This is a genomic window from Solihabitans fulvus, assembly GCF_008386585.1.
GTDB classification, from domain to species: Bacteria; Actinomycetota; Actinomycetes; order Mycobacteriales; family Pseudonocardiaceae; genus Solihabitans; species Solihabitans fulvus.
The window spans coordinates 41,961-59,092 of sequence record NZ_VUOB01000031.1 but is presented as its reverse complement, the minus strand read 5'-3'; the positions used below and the strand labels follow the sequence as shown (position 1 = coordinate 59,092).

Sequence of the window (17,132 nt, the reverse complement as noted above, 5' to 3'; positions counted from 1 at the left end):
GGCGGAGTCGGTGGCCCGGCGGCCGTGTCACAGTTCGGCGCTGGCCGTCAGCACGGCGTCGACCGCGGCGTCCCAGCCGCCGAAGCGGGCCTCCAGCACGGACAGCCAGCGTTCGAGCCCGAAGGCGACGCAGCTGGAGAAGGCGAGGTCGCCGTCGGCGGTGCTGATGCGGCACTTCTCGCCGAAGAAGTTGCGGTGCGCGTTGACGGACGAGATGGCGAGTTCGCCGACGAGGAACTCGTGCTTGACCGGGGCCAGCCGTTGCAGCAGCGCCCTCGGTCCGTCGCCGTCGAAGAATGGGTCCGTGGCGGCCTCCCTGCGCAGCGGCAGGTCGAGCGCCTCGGCGAACCGGCTGATCAGCTCGCCGAAGTGTTCGAGGTGCTGCTCGACGTGCTCCCTGCTGCCGATCGCCACGATCTCGCGCATGTGGAAGCCGATGATCCTGCGTAGCTCGCTGTAGTGGTCCTCGTTGCGGAAGCAGCGCCCCAGCACGGTGACGGTGGTGTCCTGCGGGATCGTGTCGCCCGTGTAGTGCAGGTAGACGGGATAACAGGCGGCCGACGGCAGCGCCAAGGCGGCCGGCCGCAGTGCGGCGGTGGGGAAGGAGCCCGCCGCCGCGTCGAACGCGCTCGCGCCGTCCCCGGCCAGGTCCAGCGTGCTGACCAGGAAAGCCTGGTGCGGAAAGTTCTCGTAGACGTCGAGGTGCGCTAGCTGCGTCGCGGGCAGCACGGCCGGCATGATCATCGAGAGCGCGCCGCGTGCGGTGCCCCAACCCTCGAAGATCCCGTCCAGTAGGCGAAGCAGCCCAGCGGCCTCGGGGTGCAGGACCGTGAGCCCGTCGGGTTCGGCGGCGACATCGGGTGTGCTCATGGCTTCCTCCGGTCGGATGGGCCAGGGGCGGGTCCGCTCACACCGTCGGCAGCACGTCGTCGGCGAAGATTCCCGTCCTGACCAGGAACGACAACGGTTTGCGGACCGCCCTGCGCTCGAACGGCCGCCGGCGTTCGTCGGCGAGCAGCCGGCCGCGGAATCCGAGCGAGTCGGCGATGCCGGCGTCGCGGTACACGTAGGGGTTGTAGAAGGACTGGATGCTGTAGACGAGGTAGCGCTTCAGGTAGCCCTCGATCTCGCGGAGCCGGGCCTCGTCGAGCCGGTCCCGGAGCGTGCCGTACAGCAGCGACACTAGTTCTCGGCCGAAGGCGATGTGCCTCGACTCGTCCTGGTGGTGGATCCGGTTGACCTGGCGGATTGTCTCGTGCAGGGACTCGTCCTCGCTCATCGCGAGGTTGTAGTGGTCAACCATCTCCTCGAACAGCAGGATCCGCGCGAACACCAGGAAGTTCTCCACGTCGGTGTCCTCGACGCGGCTCAGCTTCGGCGCGCCCGACTGGTAGATCTTCTTCCCGTAGCGCCGGCAGAACTCGGCGAAGAACCACATGTGCTCGTTCTCCTCACCGATGAAGTGGTGGAAGAAGTCCGAGGGCACCTCGAAACCCGGCATGTGGATGCGGGAGATGACCTCGGTGAGCAGCTCGCGGATGCCGTGCACGTTGAGGCTGTAGAAGTTGATGCTCTCCCATTTGGACAGCGACCTCATGCCGGACGGGCCGAGCTCCTCGGCCAGGTCGGTGCCGTGCGCGGAGACAAGGTCCTGGCTCATCCAGAACATGTCCTCCGGCAGTTCGTCGGGCCAGACGAACATCTGGTACGGGTTGTAGTAGTCCTCGATGGACTTCTCGCCCAACCGGTCCAGGATCTCGATGAACCGGTCGGTTACCGCTGAATCGACGGCAGACATGTGTCCCCCAGGTGGTCAGTGGCTGTGCGGTCGCGAGTTCGTCGTCGGTGTGCCGGCAGGGATTGTCGGTCAGGGGCGAATCTCGTAGACGGCGCTGAAGGGCGTCTCCGCCGCGCGTCGCCAGTGCGTGAAGCCCGCCTGCCGGGCGATGTCCTCCAGCACGTCCTCGCCGGCGTGGTTGCCGAGGGCGTAGGGACCCTGCTGCGCGGCGGCGGCGGGGAGGCACATCACCACGGACAGGCTCATGAACAGGCGTCCCGCCGGGTGGCGGTTCGCGTCGAGGTCCGCAGAAGCGTTGGGTTCGACCAACATCCAGGTGCCGCCGGGCGCGAGGCTGTCGCGCACCTGCCGCGCGGCGGCCACCGGGTCGCCCATGTCGTGCAGGCAGTTGAAGAACGTGACGAGGTCGTAGCGGCGGCCGGTGTCGCTGTCGGCCATCGCGGTGTCGAACTGCACCCGCCCGGACAGCCCGCGTTCGTCGGCCATCGCCTTGGCCCGCGCGATCGGCTCGGCGGAGTAGTCGAAGCCGTGGAAGGTGGCGCGCGGGAAGGCCTCCGCCATGAGCAGCGTCGAGTATCCCTCGCCGCACCCGATGTCGGCGACCGTGCCGCCCGAGGCGAGCGTGTCCACGACGCCGTCGAGGGCGGGCAGCCAGTTGCGCACGATGTTGGCGCGGTAGCTCGGCAGGAAGAACCTGGCCAGCGCCGAGTCGAAGGCGGGGTTGTGCGCGTGCCACGCGACCCCGTCGCCGTGCTGGAACGCGTCGACCAGCCGGTCCTCGGTCGCGTAGAGGTGTTGCAGGACGGGGAAGAACCCGGCGCCGAACGCGGGGGAGTCCTCGTCGGTCAGCACCGGCGCGTGCGCGTCGGGCAGCAGATAGGTGTCGGCCACGGGATCGTGCTCGAGGTAACCGGCGCTGACCTGGGCGTGCAGCCATTCTCTGAGGTAGCGCTCGGTGGTTCCGGTGCGCCGCACGAGTTCGTCGACGCTCAGGTGTCCCTGTCCAGCCAGCTGCTGGTAAATGCCGAGCCTGCGACCGATGGAGACCGTGATCGCGTGCAGTGCCGTCGCCGCGTCGCGGATCATTCTCTGCTGGAAATCTAAGCTTGGATCTCCCGCCATGAACGAGCCTTCCTGAGCACAGTCGAAATGACGCACTCGACCTGCGATGTGCCGCCCAGTAACTCCCCAGAGGGCGGAGCAGGTCGTGGACCTTGCCTTCTCGCTACCCTAGGGGAGTATGGTACTCCGTGCAAGCACAGTTCTCGCAGGTAGCTCGCAGGCGTTGCGGTGCAGCGGTTTCGTTCTGGGACAGACATTACGGCAGATCGCACTCGGGTCTTGGGCGCAATGCCACATTGTCGGCTGGTCCGAACGGCGGGCGTGCCGCAGAAGTCCCGACTTACCGAGGTTGCTTTGATGAACGTCATAGCGTAGGGGTATCTGTGACAATGGATTCCGACCCGATGATCACGCGAAAGGCACTGGTCGTCGCCGCGCATCCCGACGACGTCGACTACCTGGCTTCGGGAACTGTCGCCCGATGGGCGGCCGAGGGCGTCGAGACGACCTACTGCGTCGTCACCGACGGCGACGCGGGCTGGTCGGCGGGCGGCGTTTCCCGCGCGCACGTCGCCGCGGTCCGGCGCGCCGAGCAGACGGCGGCGGCGAAGGTCGTCGGCGTCGAGGACGTGCGGTTCCTCGGCTACCCAGACGGGGAACTGGAGCTGTCCGGGCCGCTGCGCCGCGACCTCGCCAGGGTCGTCCGCCAGGTCCGGCCGCAGCGGATGGTGATGCCAAGCCCGGAAATCAACTGGGAGCGGATGCCGGACAGTCACCCCGACCACCGGGTGACCGGCGAGGCGGCGCTGCGCGTCGCCTACCCCGAGGCGCGCAATCCGCTGGCCCATCGGGAACTTCTCGACAACGAGGGCCTGGAAGCCTTTGCCGTGCCGCAGCTCTGGATCTTCGGTGGTCCTCGGCCCAATCACCACGTCGACGTGACCGACGTGTTCGAGCTGAAGCTGGCCGCCCTGCGCGAACACGCCTCGCAGACCGCGCACCTCGCCGACCTCGAGGAGCAGCTTCGCCGGTGGCTGGGGGACAACGCGCGCCGTGCGGGACTTCGGCCGGGGCGGCTCGCCGAGTCGTTCCAGGTCGCGTCGACCGCCTGACCGGACTGACCGGACCTTGGGAGAGGCAATGCCGTCGAGACCAGCCGCCGATGACGCCGTGCGGTCGCCGATCCGTGCCCTGCACCAGGAAACCCGAGCCGTGCACGTGGCCGCCGCCGAGCTGGTGGGCTGCCGGCCGCTGTCGGTGCCGCTGTACCAGACCTCCAGCTTCGCGTTCGACGATCCGGCCGCGCTCGCGGAGGCGATGAGCGGGCCGGACGGTGCCTTCGTCTACACCCGCAGGGGCAACCCCACCGTGCGGGCGCTGGAGAACACGGTCGCCGCGCTCGAGGGCGGGGCGGCGGCGCTGGCGACGGCGTCCGGCATGGGCGCGATCAGCTCGGTCCTGTTGTCGCTGCTGCGATCGGGGGACCACGTCATCGCGCAACGCTGCCTCTACGGGGGAACGTTCGCGCTGTTCGGCGAGCTGGCCGAGCGGTTCGGCATCGAGGTAAGCCACGTCGGCGGCCAGGATCCCGACGAGGTGCGGCGGGCGCTGCGGCCCCGGTCCCGCGTGCTGTACCTGGAGACGATCGCCAACCCGATGACCCAGGTCTGCGACCTGCCCGCGCTCATCGACGTGGGCAGGGCGCACGGCCTGATCTCGGTGGTGGACAACTCGTTCGCGTCCCCGCTGCTGTGCCGGCCGTTGGAGCACGGGGCCGACGTCGTCGTCCACTCGACGACCAAGTACCTCGGCGGCCACTCGGACGTGCTTGGCGGCGTCGCCGTCTTCGCAACCGAGGAGCAGCACCTGGCGACGTGGTCCCGCGCGGTCGAGCTCGGCGCGAGCGCGGACCCGTTCGCGGCGTGGCTGACCATTCGCGGGTTGCAGACCCTGCCGCTGCGCATGCGCGCGCACTGCGCGAACGCGGAGTTCCTCGCGCACCGGCTGGCCGCGCATCCCGCCGTGCGGGCGGTGCACTGGCCCGGCCTGTCCGACCACCCCGACCACCTGGTGGCCAAGCGGTTGCTGGCGGGCTACGGCGGCGTGCTGGCGTTCGACCTCGCCGGTGGCCGGGGGGCCGGCCAGATGTTCATCAGCTCCGTCGAGCTGGCCTCGCTGGCCGTGTCCCTCGGCGGCGTCGAGACCCTCGTGCTGCATCCGGCGAGCACCTCACACCGCGAGCTCGACGAGGTTTCGTTGCGGGCGGCCGGAATCGGGCCGGGAACCGTCCGGGTGGCCGTCGGCCTCGAACACCGGGACGATCTGTGGCGCGACTTCGAGCAGGCACTCGCCCGCTGCGCCTGACCCGGCGCCGGGTCCGCGTCGCCGCGCGAATGAGCACGGCCCGACGATCACGTCGCGCATCGGCGCTTCTGCCGTGGAGTCCGGGTGTGAGCGGGGCCTTGGTTGCCTCCCGCCCACACCCGGAGTGTCGCGTCGGCCGCTGCTAGGCGCGCACGCCGCTGTCGGACGTCGACTCGGCGGAAACCTTGCCGGGGCGGGGGATGCGCAGCATGAGGGCCGCGAGCAGCGCGCCGACGACGGCGATCACGGCCGCGCCGACGAACGCGGCGGAGAAGCCGTGCGTGAGCGCCGTGTGGTCGCCGAGCTGTCCGGCGCCCCTGGCGGCCGCCAGCGCCGTCATCGCGGCGAGGCCGAGCGCGGAGCCGACCTGGTAGCTGGTGTTGACGATGCCCGAGGCCAGGCCGCCCTCCTCCGGCGGCGCGCTGGACAGCGCGGTGCCGAGCGACGGGATGAACGCCAACCCCATGCCGACCGCGGCGATGAGCGAGGCGGGCAACACGTCGACGAGGAAGTTGCCGGTCGGCCGGGCCAGGGACAGCACGACGAGCCCGGCGGCCAGCACCAGCAGGCCGGCGACGACGCCGGTCTTCGGGCCGAAGCGGGCCATCACCTTGGGAGACACCACGATCATCATGACCATGATGGCCACGGTCATCGGCAGCAGCGCCGCGCCGCTGGGGAAGGCGCTGAGGCCGAGCACCTGCTGGAGGTAGAGGTTGAGGAAGAACCACATCGGAATCCACGCCCCGCCGAGCAGTAGCTGGGCGAGGTTCGCCGCGGCGAGGTTCGGCGCGCGGAGGATGCCCAACCGCATCAACGGCTGGCGCCGCTTGGCCTGGATGCCGAGGAACGCGCCGAGCAGCACCACCGCGACGGCGAGCGCGCCCCAGGTCTTCGCGGAACCCCAGCCGACCTCCGGGGCGCGGACGATCGCGTAGACGGCGGTGGCCAGCCCCGCGGTGACGGTGAGCGCGCCGAGGACGTCGACGGAGCCGCGCTGGCCCGACGCGCTCGGCATCAGCCGGGGCGCGAATACGAGGGTGATCAGAGCGATCGGGATGTTGATGTAGAAGACCCAGGGCCAGCTGATGTACTGGGTGATCACGCCGCCGAGGAAGACGCCGGCGGTGCCGCCTGCGGGAGCCGCCGCGCCGTACAGCGCGAGCGCCTTGCCGAGCTCCTTCGGGTTGTGCCCGAAGAGCATCATCAGCAGCGTCAGCGCGGCCGGCGCGATGAGCGCGGCGCCGACGCCCTGCGCGGCACGCCCGACCAGCTCGACCCACACGTGGTTGGCCATGCCGGCGATGAGGGACCCGACACCAAGGACGGTCCAACCGGTGAGGAACAGCTTCTTGGCGCCGAACAGGTCGGCGAGCTTGCCGCCGAGCAGGAGCAGCCCGCCGAAGGCGACGACGTAGGCGTTGAACACCCAGGAGAGGTTCTCCTGGGAGAAGCCGAGATCGGCCTGGATCCTCGGCAGGGCCACGCCGATGATCGAGGTGTCCATGATGACCATGGCCTGGGCCGCCGCGATGAACACCAACGCCAGCCAGCGGGTCGGGCTGGGGGTCGGTCCGTTGCTTGTCATGTCCTACTCCATACCGGGGTGGGGTATTGGATGTCGATGCTGGTGCCGGCGTCAAGATCGGGAGATTCCGCGGTGAGCTGGCGGAAGTGATCGTGCCGTCGAGACCAGAGCGTGTCGAGCAGATTACCCTACGGGGGTATCTCGTGGCGACGGGTGCATGAGGGAGAGCGCGGACATCACTCGGATGCCGAGGGGGTGCTGGATGGTCGCGGCGAAGGGCGCGGTGAACTACGAACGAACGAGCCGCGCGATGGCGTTGCTCGCCTCGCGGATCTTGACCTCGGCGGCCTCGCCGCCCTCGCTGATCGCCTGCGTGACGCAGTGCTTGAGGTGCTCGTCGAGCAGGGCGAGGGAGACCGCCTGCAACGCCTTGGTGGCCGCGGAGATCTGCGTGAGGATGTCGATGCAGTACTTGTCGTCCTCGATCATCCGTTGCAGGCCGCGGACCTGGCCCTCGATTCGGCGGAGACGACGGAGGTGGTCCTCTTTCTCGTTGGCATAGCCATACATGAGACTCCTGAAACGCGCACCGTCGGGACAGGAACACTCCGTGATCAGCATATACCCCCTTCGGGTAACCGGTGTCGCCGTCGGCGGTGTGCGCACATCGTGGGATCGACGGCGAAACGGCCGTCGGCCGGGCCGGTTGGCGACCCGGCCGACGACCCCGCGCGGAACCGGTCAGTTGGCCGAGGGGCGACGCGTGAACCGACTGTGCAGGACGAGACTCATGACGGTCTCGCCGTCGCCGCGCGTCAACCACCCCTTCTTCCGCAACGTCAGCACGTCCCGCCGCGTCAGCGACGGCACCATCCCCGCGACCTCCACGTGGCCAAACAGCTCGTCACCGGGACGCACCGGTGTCAGCCACCGCAGCTCGTCGACCCCGGGCGACCCTTCGACCGAGGAGTCCTCCAGCATCGCCCGCACGTACAGGCTCATCCAGATCGCCGCGGTGTTCCACCCGCTCGCGATCAGGCCGCCGAACGCCGACTGCTGTCCCTCCGCCTCGCTGAGGTGGTACGGCTGTGGGTCGTACTGTGTCGCGAACCGGGTGATCTCCTCCGCTGTCACGATGTGCGAGCCGAGTTCGAAGCTGCTGCCGACCGGGTAGTCCTCCGCGAATCGCATGCCCCTGGATCCAATCCTCGTTCGAGACCGACATCCTGGAACTACCTTGCCGCAGTCGCGGAGGCCGAGCTTGTGAATCGCCGCAGCCGCAGGCTGTTGCTGACCACGAACACCGAGGAGAACGCCATGGTGAAGCCGGCGATCATCGGGTTGAGCAGCCCCAACGCGGCGAGCGGGAGCGCGGCCACGTTGTAGGCGAACGCCCAGAAAAGGTTGCCCTTGATGGTGTTCAGCGTGCGGCGGGCCAACCGGATGGCGTCGACGGCCGCGCGCAGGTCGCCGCGCACCAGGGTGACGTCGCTCGCCTCGATGGCGACATCGGTGCCGGTGCCCATGGCCAGGCCGAGATCGGCCATGGCGAGCGCGGCGGCGTCGTTGACCCCGTCGCCGACCATCGCCACGACGCGGCCCTCGCCCTGCAACCGGGTGATCACGTCGACCTTGTCCCTCGGCATGACCTCGGCGATCACCTCGTCGATGCCGACCTCGGCGGCGACGGCCCGTGCGGCGGCCTCGTTGTCGCCGGTGAGCAGCACCGGCCGCAGCCCGAGCTGCCGCAGCCCGCGAATGGCCTCGGCGGAGGTGGGCTTCACCGTGTCGGCGACCACCAGCACGGCGCGGGCCGTGCCGTCCCAGGCCACCAGGACCGCGGTGCGGCCCTTGCTCTCGGCCTCCCGCTTCGCGGCGGCCAGGTCGTCGTCGAGGTGCACGCTCCAGTCCGTCAGCAGCCGGGCCCGCCCGACCAGCACGGCGTGCCCGTCGACGACGCCCTGCACGCCGAGCCCCTCGATGTTCTGGAAGTCCTCCACGGCCGGCAGTTCACCGGTGCGGTCGGCGGCCGCGGTGGCGATCGCCCTGGCGATCGGGTGCTCCGAGGCGTGTTCGAGTGCGCCGGCCAGCCGAAGCGCCTCGTCCTCGGTGACGCCGTCGGCGGTGTGCACGGCGGTGAGGCTCATCTGCCCGGTGGTGACGGTGCCGGTCTTGTCCAGCACGATGGTGTCCACGCGGCGGGTCGACTCCAGCACCTCAGGGCCCTTGATCAGGATGCCGAGCTGGGCCCCGCGTCCGGTGCCGACCAGCAGCGCCGTCGGCGTGGCCAGCCCGAGGGCACAGGGGCAGGCGATGATCAGCACGGCGACGGCGGCGGTGAAGGCCGCACTGGCGCCGGTGCCGGCGCCGAGCCAGAAGGCCAGCGTGCCGACGGCGAGGGCGATGACGATGGGCACGAAGATCGCGGAGATCCGGTCGGCGAGGCGCTGCGCGGCGGCCTTGCCGTTCTGGGCGTCCTCGACGAGCGTGGCCATCTGCGCGAGCTGCGTGTCCGCGCCGATCCTGGTGGCCCGCACGACCAGCCGGCCGCCCGCGTTGACAGTCGCGCCGACCACGGCGTCGCCCGGCCGCACCTCGACGGGCACGGACTCGCCGGTGAGCATGCTGGCATCCACCGCAGAGGTGCCCTCGGCGACAACGCCGTCGGTGGCGATCTTCTCGCCGGGCCGCACCACGAACAGGTCGCCGACGGCGAGCTGGTCGATCGGCACGCGCACCTCGCGGCCGTCGTGCAGCACCGCGACGTCCTTGGCGCCCAGTTCGAGCAGCGCGCGCAGCGCGGCACCAGCGCGGCGCTTGGAACGGGCCTCGAAGTACCGGCCGGCGAGGATGAACACGGTGACCCCGGCGGCGACCTCGAGGTAGATGTTGCCGTCGCCGCTGATCCGACGCACGCTGAGGTCGAAGCCGTGCCGCATGCCGGCAACGCCAGCGGAGCCGAGGAACAGGGCGTAGAGCGACCACAGGAAGGCCGCGCCGACGCCGATGGAGATCAGCGTGTCCATGGTGGCTGCGCCGTGCCGCAGGTTGGTCCAGGTGGCCCGGTGGAACGGCCACGCGCCCCAGGTCACCACGGGCGCGGCCAACGCGAGGGACAGCCACTGCCAGTAGGTGAACTGGAGTGCCGGGACCATCGCCAGCGCGATCACCGGAACGGCCAGCAGCGTCGAGGCGATCAGCCGCTGGCGCAGCGTGCGCGTCGGGTCCTGCTCGGCCGACGCCTCGTCGGCGGTGTCGGCGGTGGGTGGCGCGGGCAGTTCGGCGGTGTAGCCGGTGGCCTCGATGACCTTGACGAGATCGGCGGGGGAGAGGCCGTCGGGGAAGCTGACCTTGGCCTTCTCGGTGGCGTAGTTGACGGTGGCGGTGACGCCGTCGACCTTGTTCAGCTTGCGTTCGATGCGGGCCGCGCAGGAGGCACAGGTCATCCCGCCGATGGCCAGCTCGACCTGCTGTGTCGTCGCATCGGCGCGCACATCGTGTGCTGTTCTCGCTGTGGTGCTCATGCTGAGCGCCTCCTGGGATCGGTGAGCCGGGAAGGTCCGGAGGTGGTGGTCAGGACGCGTCGAGGGTGAACTCGGCGGTGCGTACCTGCCCGTCGTGTTGGAAGTCCAGGAACAGCCGGTACTGGCCGGCAGTCGGCACCTCGACGGCGAAGCCGATCGCCGGGCCCGCCGCGGTGACGCCGTCGCCGGGCTGACCCTGCGGGTGCACGTGCAGGTAGGCCAGGTCGGCCGAGCGCAGCGCGACGAGGTGGCCGTAGGCGCCGAGGTAGGGCTGGAGGTCGCGCACCGGTTGGCCGTCGCGGGTGACCGTCGCGGTCACCGACGAGGGCTTTCCCGTGGTGAGGTCGCCGTCGAGCCGCACAGTGTATCCGTCCACAGTGGACACGCGAGTGCCTGCTCGGTGTTGCTGCGGTTCGTAGGCGCCGGGTGCTTGGATGTCCGCGCCGAGCGTGGTCTGCGGCCCGCCCTCGGGGGTGAAGTCGGCGAACACGCGGTAGCTGCCCGCCGCCGGCAGGGTCAGTGGGACGCTCCAGGTCCCGTCTTCGGCCAGCTCGGGGTGCAGGTGCTGGTAGCCGGAGCCGTCGCGACGGGCCACCACGAAGTGCAGCCGCTTGTCGTGTTCGACGGCGTAGCGGGTCACCGGTTTCGAGTCGGGTCCGGTGATGTGGAACCGGAACTGCTGCTGCGTGCCCGGTGTGGCCTCGTTCGAGTCCAGGTTCAGGGTGTAGCCGTGCTGCGACACCGACAGCCCTGGCGGGATGTCGCCGGTGGGCTGGTCGTTCATGCCCTCGTGGCCCTGTGCAGCGGCGGAGTGGTCGTGCCCGGTCGGCGCGGACGTGCCGCCGACCGGGCCGGCGGCGGCACCGGCGGCCCAGGCCCCGCCGAAGACGATCGCCAGTGCGAGTCCGTAGGCGGACACCTTGGTGGCGGTCTTCATGTGTTGCTCCCTGTGGGTGTGCCGGTGCGTGGTCTGGTGGTTCAGGCGTTGGCGAGTTCGTAGCCGGCCTCGGTGACGGCCGCGCGGACGTCGTCGGTGGTCGGCGGGGTGTCGCTGGTGATGGTGAGGGTGCCGGTGGGCAGGTCCACGTCGACGTGCTGGACGCCGTCGAGGGCGCTGACCTCCTCGGTGACGGAGGTGACGCAGTGGCCGCAGGTCATGCCGGTGACGGTGTAAACGCTCTGAGTCATGGGAGTTTCTTCCTGGTGTGTGGTGGAGATCGACTGGCTGGTTGTATTTATACCCCTAGGGGGTAAGGGTGTGCCAGGTGCGATCGTGTGACGCACGACGCATGGTGGTGTGACGGCGGCCGAGTCCCCTCGACGCTGCCTGGCAGAATCGGCCGGAATTGTCGAATCCGAGCCGCGTCGTTCGTCGCTTGAGTGAGACAGCGCCACCCGGGCGCCGGCACGACCACGGGAGAGGCTGACCGATGTCGCACCCACAGGCCAAGATCCGCCGCATGTTCGAGCTCCTCGAGCCCATCGCCACCATCACCTTCTCCGACGTGGTGACCGAGGCGTTCCTGGCCCTGGGCATGCGCAACTACTGGGACGGATATTTCGCCGGCCGGGCCGCGCCGCTGGGGCTGGTGCCGGCCGAGGTGGTGCACGCGGTGTTCTACAACTTCGCCGACGGCGAAGTGGCGCGCCACATCCCCTGGGTGTGGGGCAAGATCACCCCGCGGGAGGCGATCACCGTGCGCGAGCGGGGCAGCGCCACCGCGCTGCGGCAGGCGATCGGGGACCTCGCCGACTCCCCCGACCTGGCACGGGTCGCCGACCTCGCCACCCACGCAGCGGTCAGCGCACCGACCGAAGGCCGAGCCCTCTACGCCGGGCTCCGGGCCCTCGACGTGCCCGAGGAGCCGGTGGCCAGGCTCTGGCACGCCGCGACACTGCTGCGCGAGCACCGAGGGGACGGCCACACCGCCGCTCTGCTCACCCACGGCATCGGCGGCATCGAGGCCCACGTCCTACTCGCCCTCTCCCTCGGCATGAAGGCGCAGGAGTTCGGCCGGATCCATCACCTGCCCACCGCGCAGCTGGCCGCTGTCGTCGACGGACTGCGCCGCCGCGGCCTCGTGGATGACGCGGGCGGATTCACCGACGCCGGCCAGGACACCAAGCAGCGGATCGAGGCCCTCACCGACGAACTGGCGGCACGGGCGTACGACATGCTCAGCGCGGCCGAGCTCGACGAGCTGATCTCGGGGCTTGAGCCGATCGCCGCCGCAGTACAGGCCGCCGACGACTGAGCGAGCGCAGCAGGCTCTCCCATTCACCCTGTTACGGGATACGGGACAACCGTTAGGGCTGCTGGTGGAGGTAGTGCTCGTAGAACCTCGTCCACACGTCCAGCCGCGACAGCCGGCGCACCAGGTCGCTGCCGTCGGGGGTGAGTCGGTAGACGACCGGGGCCGTGTCGCGGGCGTCCCAGCTGCCGTGCCGGTCGAGCCGTTGCACGGCGCCGTACGCGGCGAGCGCGCGCAGGGCGGCGGCGAGCGGGCCCCGGCGGGCGTGCAGCCGGCTGCGCAGCGAGGCCTGGGTGTGCGGGCCCGCGTCGAGCGCGTCGAGCACGTCGATCACGTACCGCCTGCCGATCAGGCGCAGCAGATCGGCGTCGCGCTCGGACACAGTGCCGCCACTCCCTTTCTCGGCCGACTCGACATCTCGGCACGGTAGGGGCGGCGGGTCGCGCCGCAGCGAACCTGACGCGATCCAAACGCTAGGAGCTGCGGTTTTTACGCGATTCATACGCGCGGCCGCCGCTCGGCTCCGCGCGCCGCGCGCGCGTCAACGCGGAGTCAACGATCGGTGTTTCGGCGTCAGGATGGCATCAGTGATCAACTTCTGGCTTGAGTCGCCGCGTTTCCGCCGGGAACACTGCGCCGCGTGGACAGTGAGAGAGCGCTGGATCCCCAGCAGTGGCTTGGTGACCTCCAGAAACGCGTCGACGCGGCGAAACTGCGCGCGGAGCAACTGAAGGAGGGCGTTGCCGCGTCGACGGTCACCGCAGCCTCGCCGGACGGCGCCGTCACCGTCACGGTCGGCCCCAACGGCGGCCTCACGAACATCTCGCTGAGCCAGCGCGCCGCCGAGCACCCGCCGACCAAGCTGGGCAGCCTGATCATGCAGACCGTCGGCACGGCGCAACGCCAGGCCGCGACACGGGTCGCCGAGGCGTTGGCCGCCACCGGGGCCAGCCAGGACACCATGGCCTTCGTCGGCTCGTTCCTGCCCCCGCCACCGGATCCAGAACCCAGTGGAGCCGTTGCCGCGGCACAGGTCCCGCCCCCGGTCAGCTCGCTGGTCCCGGCGAAGGCGACCGCCGCGCGACGCGCACCGGCCAGGCACGAGGACGAGAACGACGAGATCGAGTTGAACTTCGAATGAGCGACGGATTCCAGGTGAGCGGCGACTCGCTGCGCGCGTTCGCCAAGGGGTTGGACGATCGGTCCAACGGCATCAGGAGCGCCGCGGACGCGGTGGGCTCGGTCAACTTCGGCGTCAGCGCCTTCGGGTTGGTCGGCCAGGTCTTCTCCATCGCGTGCAGGGTCTCCTGCAACAACACGAAGGGCACCCTGACCGGCGCGGCCACCAACGTCACCAGCGCCGCCGACACCGCCCGCAGCACCGCGGCCACCTACGAGCAGCACGACCAGCAGAACTCCCTGCTGTTCAAGGGGTGAGGCATGGGCGTCAGCGTCGATGTCGACAGCAGCAACTGGTCGACCGGGGCCGGTGTCGTCGACACCTACAACGGTCTGGTCAACGCGATCAAGAACGACGCGGCCAGCGAGGGCTGGAAGGCGGCCGGCATCGCGCTGGCCGCGACCACCGTCGTGCTGGACACCGTGTCGTTCGTGATGGACCCGCTCGCCGGCATCCTGGCCGCGGGCATCGGCTGGCTGATCGAGCACGTCAGCTTCCTGCGTGACTTCGTCAACACCGTGATGGGCAACCCGACCGAGATCCAGGCCAACGCCGACAAGCTCACGGCGACGGCGAAGGACCTCGACACCCTCGGCAAGGACCACGCGGCCGCGTTGGCGGAGTTCAAGGACTGGCAAGGGCCAGCCGCGGACGCCTTCCACAGGAGCATGGACCAGCTGTCGGGCGAGATCGGCGCGCTCGGCAAGGTGGTCGAGGGCAGCGCGACCGTCATGGCGGTGTCCGGCTCGTTGGTCGGCGCGATCCGCGGCATCGTGGTGTACCTCATCTCGACGCTGATCGCCGAACTCATCGAAGGCGCGATCATCGCGGCAGCCGCCGCCATTCCGACCTTCGGCGCGTCCATCGCGGGGTTCATCGGCTTCGCGATCGGCCGGGCGGCGGCCGTCGGCGCGAGCTGCGCCGCGAAGATCGCCAAGGTGCTGACCGCGTTGGGGCGCAACAGCAGCCGGCTCCAGAAGCTCGGGAAGATGGCCGAGGACCTGAGCAAGAAGCTGGACCGCTTCTCGAAGACCAAGCTGGCCCCGGGGGGAGGCGGGTCGCACGGGCCGGGCTCGCCGGTGCACACGCCGCCGAACACCCCGCACACGCCGCCGAACACCCCGCACACCCCGCCGAACACCCCGCACACCCCGCCGAACACCCCGCACACGACGTCGCCGAGCGGCTCCGGCGCGCACACCCCGACCAACGGCACGCATCCGGACAACGGCGCGGGCGTCGCGCCCCCGCCGCCCGTGCACCCGCCGGCCGGCGGTCCTGTTGCGCCGCCGCCGATTCCGCCCAAGAATCCGGCGCGGGGCAATCCCGGGACGGCTCCGGCGGGTGCGAATGCGCCGCGTCCTCCGGTGCCGACGCGGCCGTTGCCGCCGCCTCCGGTTGGGCCGCACGCTCCGGCCCCGCATCCTGTTGCGCCGCCGCCGATCCCGCCGAAGAACCCGGCGCGCAACCAGCCGCCACCCATCCCGCCGAAGAACCCGGCGCGCAACCAGCCGCCGCCGATTCCCCCGAAGAACCCGGCGCGCAACCAGCCACACGGCCCGAACGGCCCGTTGCCGCCACCCCCGAACCGACCGTTGCCGCCATTGCCGCCGCATGCGCCGCATGCCGGTGGGCCGCAGCCGCACGGCCCGAACGGCCCGCTGCCGCCGCCCCCGAACCGGCCGCTACCGCCGGTGCCGCCGCGCGCCGGCGATCCGGTGCCCAATCCGTTCACCCGCAACGGCTACACCAACCACGAAGACCTGATGAAGTACGTCGACGAGATCAACAAGTGGCCGATGAAGAAGATCGGCGAGGTCTTCGGCGCGGGCAACGTCACCAAGATCGAGAACTTCATGAAGTGGTGGGACCCGGCCATGGGGCCGAAGGGTCTCGCCGGGAAGGTGCCGCTGGAGATCCTCAAGGCGGTGGCCAACTACAAGGCCAACAACTAACAAGGGCTCACCCCGGCCCGACGAGGTAGACCGTGCCGCCGTTGGCGGTGACCTGGCTGCGCAGCGCGCGATTCGCGTCCTGCATGCGCCGCACGGTGGCATGGTCGTCGGTGGCCGCGTGGCGAAGCAACGCGAACAGGAAGACCGGGTCGCCGTCGGGCAGGTCGAGCATCGGCGTGGTGAGGCGTTGTCGCGGGATCGGGTAGAGCAGCACGAGCCCGCTCGGGCCGACGTCGTCGACGGACCGTCGCGCGGTCTCGCCGGTGAGGACGGTCTCGACGGCGGAGTCGGGGAGCAGCAGGTTGCTCCAGGGATGGGCGTGCAGCCATTCGCCGGTGGACCGCAGGTGCGCCTCGCCGTCGGCCAGCCGGTTCAGGAAGTCCCAGTAGGTCAGGTCCTCGACCTCCGCCGTGTCCCGCTCGTGCCGCAGGTCGTCGAGCCGCACGTCGTCGCCGCCGTCGCGGCTGCGGAACGTGGTCGCCTCGATCAGGTAGCGCCGGTCGCCGCGGTCGTCGCGCTTGAGTTGGCCTTCCAGGTAGTCGAAGCGGCCATCGGCCACCAGGCGACGCTGGTCGTCGAGGAACACGGCGAGGTCGGTGTAGTACAGCTGGTGGCGTCTCGCGTGGGTCGGCGCGGGAACCAGGCGCACCGTGGCCCGGAGGATGACGCCGTGCCTGCCCCGGCCGGCGCGGATCCTGTTGAACAGAGCCGCGTTGTTGGTCGGCGAGCAGTCGAGGAGTTCGCCGTCCGGTGTGCTGACGGTCAGGTCGAGGACGTTGTCGGTCTGGGCGCCGTGGTGGTGGCTGGCGCCGCCGAGCCCGCCGACCGACAGCGTGCCGCCGACGGACAGTTCCAGGTAGTCGGTGAGCACCGGGGGAGTCAGCCCGAGCGGCAGCGTCTCGGCGAGCACCTGGCTCCACCGCGCGCCCGCGTCCACGCTGACGAAGTCGGCGCCGACCTCGTGCACGGTCCGCAGCCCGCTCAGGTCGATGACGACGCCGTCCAGCGCCTGCGCCTGGCCGCCGGTGGAGTGGCCCTCGGCGCGCGCGGCCACCGGGATGTCATGGGTCGCGCAGTGCCGCAGGACGGCGGCGATGTCGGCGACCGAGCCCGGCCGCAGCACCGCGCGGGGTCGTCGGTGCACCAGGTGCCCGAAGTCGTCGGCGGCCCAGCGCAGCGAGGTCTCGTCGGTGTCGAGGCGGCCGTCGAGTCGCGGCCAGGCTGGGTGGTGATCCCGCGCGTGTCGGGGCGACGCTGACACGAAGCACCTCCTGGCTGGTCGGGGCGGGCGTGCCGCCCAGTTTCGCAGTCGGGTGGGAACCTTCGCGTCGACCAGGTGTGCCGCTCCGCGCGCTCGGGACGTGATCGGCCCGCTTTGTCCGCCGCTGTGGTCGTTTCACCCGGATTTCATCGGTCGCGACTAGGGTCTCTCCGGCGGGTCGCCGGTCCGCTCGAACGGACGCGCGTGG

The 17,132-nt window shown here is 70.4% G+C and carries 17 protein-coding genes; 6 read left to right on the top strand and 11 right to left on the bottom strand.

Annotated features, from left to right (window positions below; genetic code table 11):
• Window positions 1–27: 27 nt before the first annotated feature.
• The 3 genes from F0L68_RS18685 to F0L68_RS18675 form a co-directional block, all read right to left on the bottom strand.
• A complete protein-coding gene (locus F0L68_RS18685) occupies window positions 28–870 on the bottom strand; it encodes a class-II aminoacyl-tRNA synthetase family protein (RefSeq protein WP_149850886.1) in 843 nt (280 codons plus the stop codon).
• 37 nt (window positions 871–907) lie between these two features.
• Entirely contained in the window at window positions 908–1,798 is an 891-nt protein-coding gene (locus F0L68_RS18680) for a diiron oxygenase (RefSeq protein WP_149850885.1), read from the bottom strand.
• A gap of 69 nt (window positions 1,799–1,867) precedes the next feature.
• On the bottom strand, window positions 1,868–2,884 hold the full coding sequence (locus F0L68_RS18675) for a class I SAM-dependent methyltransferase (protein ID WP_223198919.1): 1,017 nt from the start codon (window positions 2,882–2,884) through the stop codon (window positions 1,868–1,870).
• Window positions 2,885–3,264: 380 nt separating this feature from the next.
• Between F0L68_RS18675 and F0L68_RS18670 the strand changes: the two genes are divergently transcribed.
• The gene (locus tag F0L68_RS18670; protein ID WP_149850884.1) at window positions 3,265–3,972 is read left to right on the top strand and encodes a PIG-L deacetylase family protein; all 708 of its coding nucleotides are present in this window, start codon (window positions 3,265–3,267) and stop codon (window positions 3,970–3,972) included.
• A 28-nt stretch (window positions 3,973–4,000) separates the two neighbouring features.
• The gene (locus tag F0L68_RS18665) at window positions 4,001–5,224 is read left to right on the top strand and encodes a trans-sulfuration enzyme family protein (RefSeq protein ID WP_149850883.1); all 1,224 of its coding nucleotides are present in this window, start codon (window positions 4,001–4,003) and stop codon (window positions 5,222–5,224) included.
• A 142-nt stretch (window positions 5,225–5,366) separates the two neighbouring features.
• On the opposite strand, the gene F0L68_RS18660 is transcribed toward F0L68_RS18665, so the two are convergent.
• From F0L68_RS18660 to F0L68_RS18635, 6 genes are all read right to left on the bottom strand, one after another.
• Complete coding sequence (locus F0L68_RS18660; protein WP_149850882.1) at window positions 5,367–6,812, bottom strand: MFS transporter; 1,446 nt, start codon at window positions 6,810–6,812, stop codon at window positions 5,367–5,369.
• 228 nt (window positions 6,813–7,040) lie between these two features.
• Window positions 7,041–7,322, bottom strand: coding sequence for a metal-sensitive transcriptional regulator (locus F0L68_RS18655; protein ID WP_149850881.1), 282 nt, complete (start codon window positions 7,320–7,322; stop codon window positions 7,041–7,043).
• 171 nt (window positions 7,323–7,493) lie between these two features.
• Entirely contained in the window at window positions 7,494–7,943 is a 450-nt protein-coding gene (locus F0L68_RS18650; protein WP_149850880.1) for a MaoC/PaaZ C-terminal domain-containing protein, read from the bottom strand.
• 41 nt (window positions 7,944–7,984) lie between these two features.
• The gene (locus F0L68_RS18645; RefSeq protein WP_149850879.1) at window positions 7,985–10,276 is read right to left on the bottom strand and encodes a heavy metal translocating P-type ATPase; all 2,292 of its coding nucleotides are present in this window, start codon (window positions 10,274–10,276) and stop codon (window positions 7,985–7,987) included.
• 49 nt (window positions 10,277–10,325) lie between these two features.
• A complete protein-coding gene (locus F0L68_RS18640) occupies window positions 10,326–11,213 on the bottom strand; it encodes a DUF8832 domain-containing protein (RefSeq protein ID WP_149850878.1) in 888 nt (295 codons plus the stop codon).
• 41 nt (window positions 11,214–11,254) lie between these two features.
• Window positions 11,255–11,464 (bottom strand): heavy-metal-associated domain-containing protein, encoded by a 210-nt coding sequence (locus F0L68_RS18635; protein ID WP_149850877.1) that lies wholly within the window; start codon window positions 11,462–11,464, stop codon window positions 11,255–11,257.
• A gap of 242 nt (window positions 11,465–11,706) precedes the next feature.
• On the opposite strand from F0L68_RS18635, the gene F0L68_RS18630 reads away from it, so the two are divergent.
• A complete protein-coding gene (locus F0L68_RS18630; RefSeq protein ID WP_149850876.1) occupies window positions 11,707–12,531 on the top strand; it encodes an SCO6745 family protein in 825 nt (274 codons plus the stop codon).
• A gap of 52 nt (window positions 12,532–12,583) precedes the next feature.
• On the opposite strand, the gene F0L68_RS18625 is transcribed toward F0L68_RS18630, so the two are convergent.
• On the bottom strand, window positions 12,584–12,910 hold the full coding sequence (locus F0L68_RS18625; protein ID WP_149850875.1) for a hypothetical protein: 327 nt from the start codon (window positions 12,908–12,910) through the stop codon (window positions 12,584–12,586).
• Window positions 12,911–13,168: 258 nt separating this feature from the next.
• Here F0L68_RS18625 and F0L68_RS18620 point away from each other — a divergent pair, with 258 nt between their 5' ends.
• The 3 genes from F0L68_RS18620 to F0L68_RS18610 are packed head-to-tail and all read left to right on the top strand — an operon-like array spanning window position 13,169 to window position 15,663.
• Window positions 13,169–13,669 carry a YbaB/EbfC family nucleoid-associated protein gene (locus F0L68_RS18620; protein WP_188316658.1) on the top strand — a complete coding sequence of 167 codons (501 nt, stop codon included), beginning with the start codon at window positions 13,169–13,171 and terminating at the stop codon, window positions 13,667–13,669.
• A complete protein-coding gene (locus F0L68_RS18615; RefSeq protein WP_149850873.1) occupies window positions 13,666–13,965 on the top strand; it encodes a type VII secretion target in 300 nt (99 codons plus the stop codon). The genes F0L68_RS18620 and F0L68_RS18615 overlap by 4 nt, the downstream gene beginning before the upstream one ends.
• Before the next feature lie 3 nt (window positions 13,966–13,968).
• The gene (locus tag F0L68_RS18610; protein WP_149850872.1) at window positions 13,969–15,663 is read left to right on the top strand and encodes a WXG100 family type VII secretion target; all 1,695 of its coding nucleotides are present in this window, start codon (window positions 13,969–13,971) and stop codon (window positions 15,661–15,663) included.
• A 7-nt stretch (window positions 15,664–15,670) separates the two neighbouring features.
• On the opposite strand, the gene F0L68_RS18605 is transcribed toward F0L68_RS18610, so the two are convergent.
• Window positions 15,671–16,924 (bottom strand): FAD-binding protein, encoded by a 1,254-nt coding sequence (locus F0L68_RS18605; RefSeq protein ID WP_149850871.1) that lies wholly within the window; start codon window positions 16,922–16,924, stop codon window positions 15,671–15,673.
• Between the last annotated feature and the right edge of the window lie 208 nt (window positions 16,925–17,132).

Bases quoted from the DNA above. Each gene is read 5' to 3' on its own strand.
- F0L68_RS18685 (WP_149850886.1), bottom strand. From the start codon at position 870: ATGAGCACACCCGATGTCGCCGCCGAACCCGACGGGCTCACGGTCCTG.
- F0L68_RS18680 (WP_149850885.1), bottom strand. From the start codon at position 1,798: ATGTCTGCCGTCGATTCAGCGGTAACCGACCGGTTCATCGAGATCCTG.
- F0L68_RS18675 (WP_223198919.1), bottom strand. From the start codon at position 2,884: ATGATCCGCGACGCGGCGACGGCACTGCACGCGATCACGGTCTCCATC.
- F0L68_RS18670 (WP_149850884.1), top strand. From the start codon at position 3,265: ATGATCACGCGAAAGGCACTGGTCGTCGCCGCGCATCCCGACGACGTC.
- F0L68_RS18665 (WP_149850883.1), top strand. From the start codon at position 4,001: ATGCCGTCGAGACCAGCCGCCGATGACGCCGTGCGGTCGCCGATCCGT.
- F0L68_RS18660 (WP_149850882.1), bottom strand. From the start codon at position 6,812: ATGACAAGCAACGGACCGACCCCCAGCCCGACCCGCTGGCTGGCGTTG.
- F0L68_RS18655 (WP_149850881.1), bottom strand. From the start codon at position 7,322: ATGTATGGCTATGCCAACGAGAAAGAGGACCACCTCCGTCGTCTCCGC.
- F0L68_RS18650 (WP_149850880.1), bottom strand. From the start codon at position 7,943: ATGCGATTCGCGGAGGACTACCCGGTCGGCAGCAGCTTCGAACTCGGC.
- F0L68_RS18645 (WP_149850879.1), bottom strand. From the start codon at position 10,276: ATGAGCACCACAGCGAGAACAGCACACGATGTGCGCGCCGATGCGACG.
- F0L68_RS18640 (WP_149850878.1), bottom strand. From the start codon at position 11,213: ATGAAGACCGCCACCAAGGTGTCCGCCTACGGACTCGCACTGGCGATC.
- F0L68_RS18635 (WP_149850877.1), bottom strand. From the start codon at position 11,464: ATGACTCAGAGCGTTTACACCGTCACCGGCATGACCTGCGGCCACTGC.
- F0L68_RS18630 (WP_149850876.1), top strand. From the start codon at position 11,707: ATGTCGCACCCACAGGCCAAGATCCGCCGCATGTTCGAGCTCCTCGAG.
- F0L68_RS18615 (WP_149850873.1), top strand. From the start codon at position 13,666: ATGAGCGACGGATTCCAGGTGAGCGGCGACTCGCTGCGCGCGTTCGCC.
- F0L68_RS18610 (WP_149850872.1), top strand. From the start codon at position 13,969: ATGGGCGTCAGCGTCGATGTCGACAGCAGCAACTGGTCGACCGGGGCC.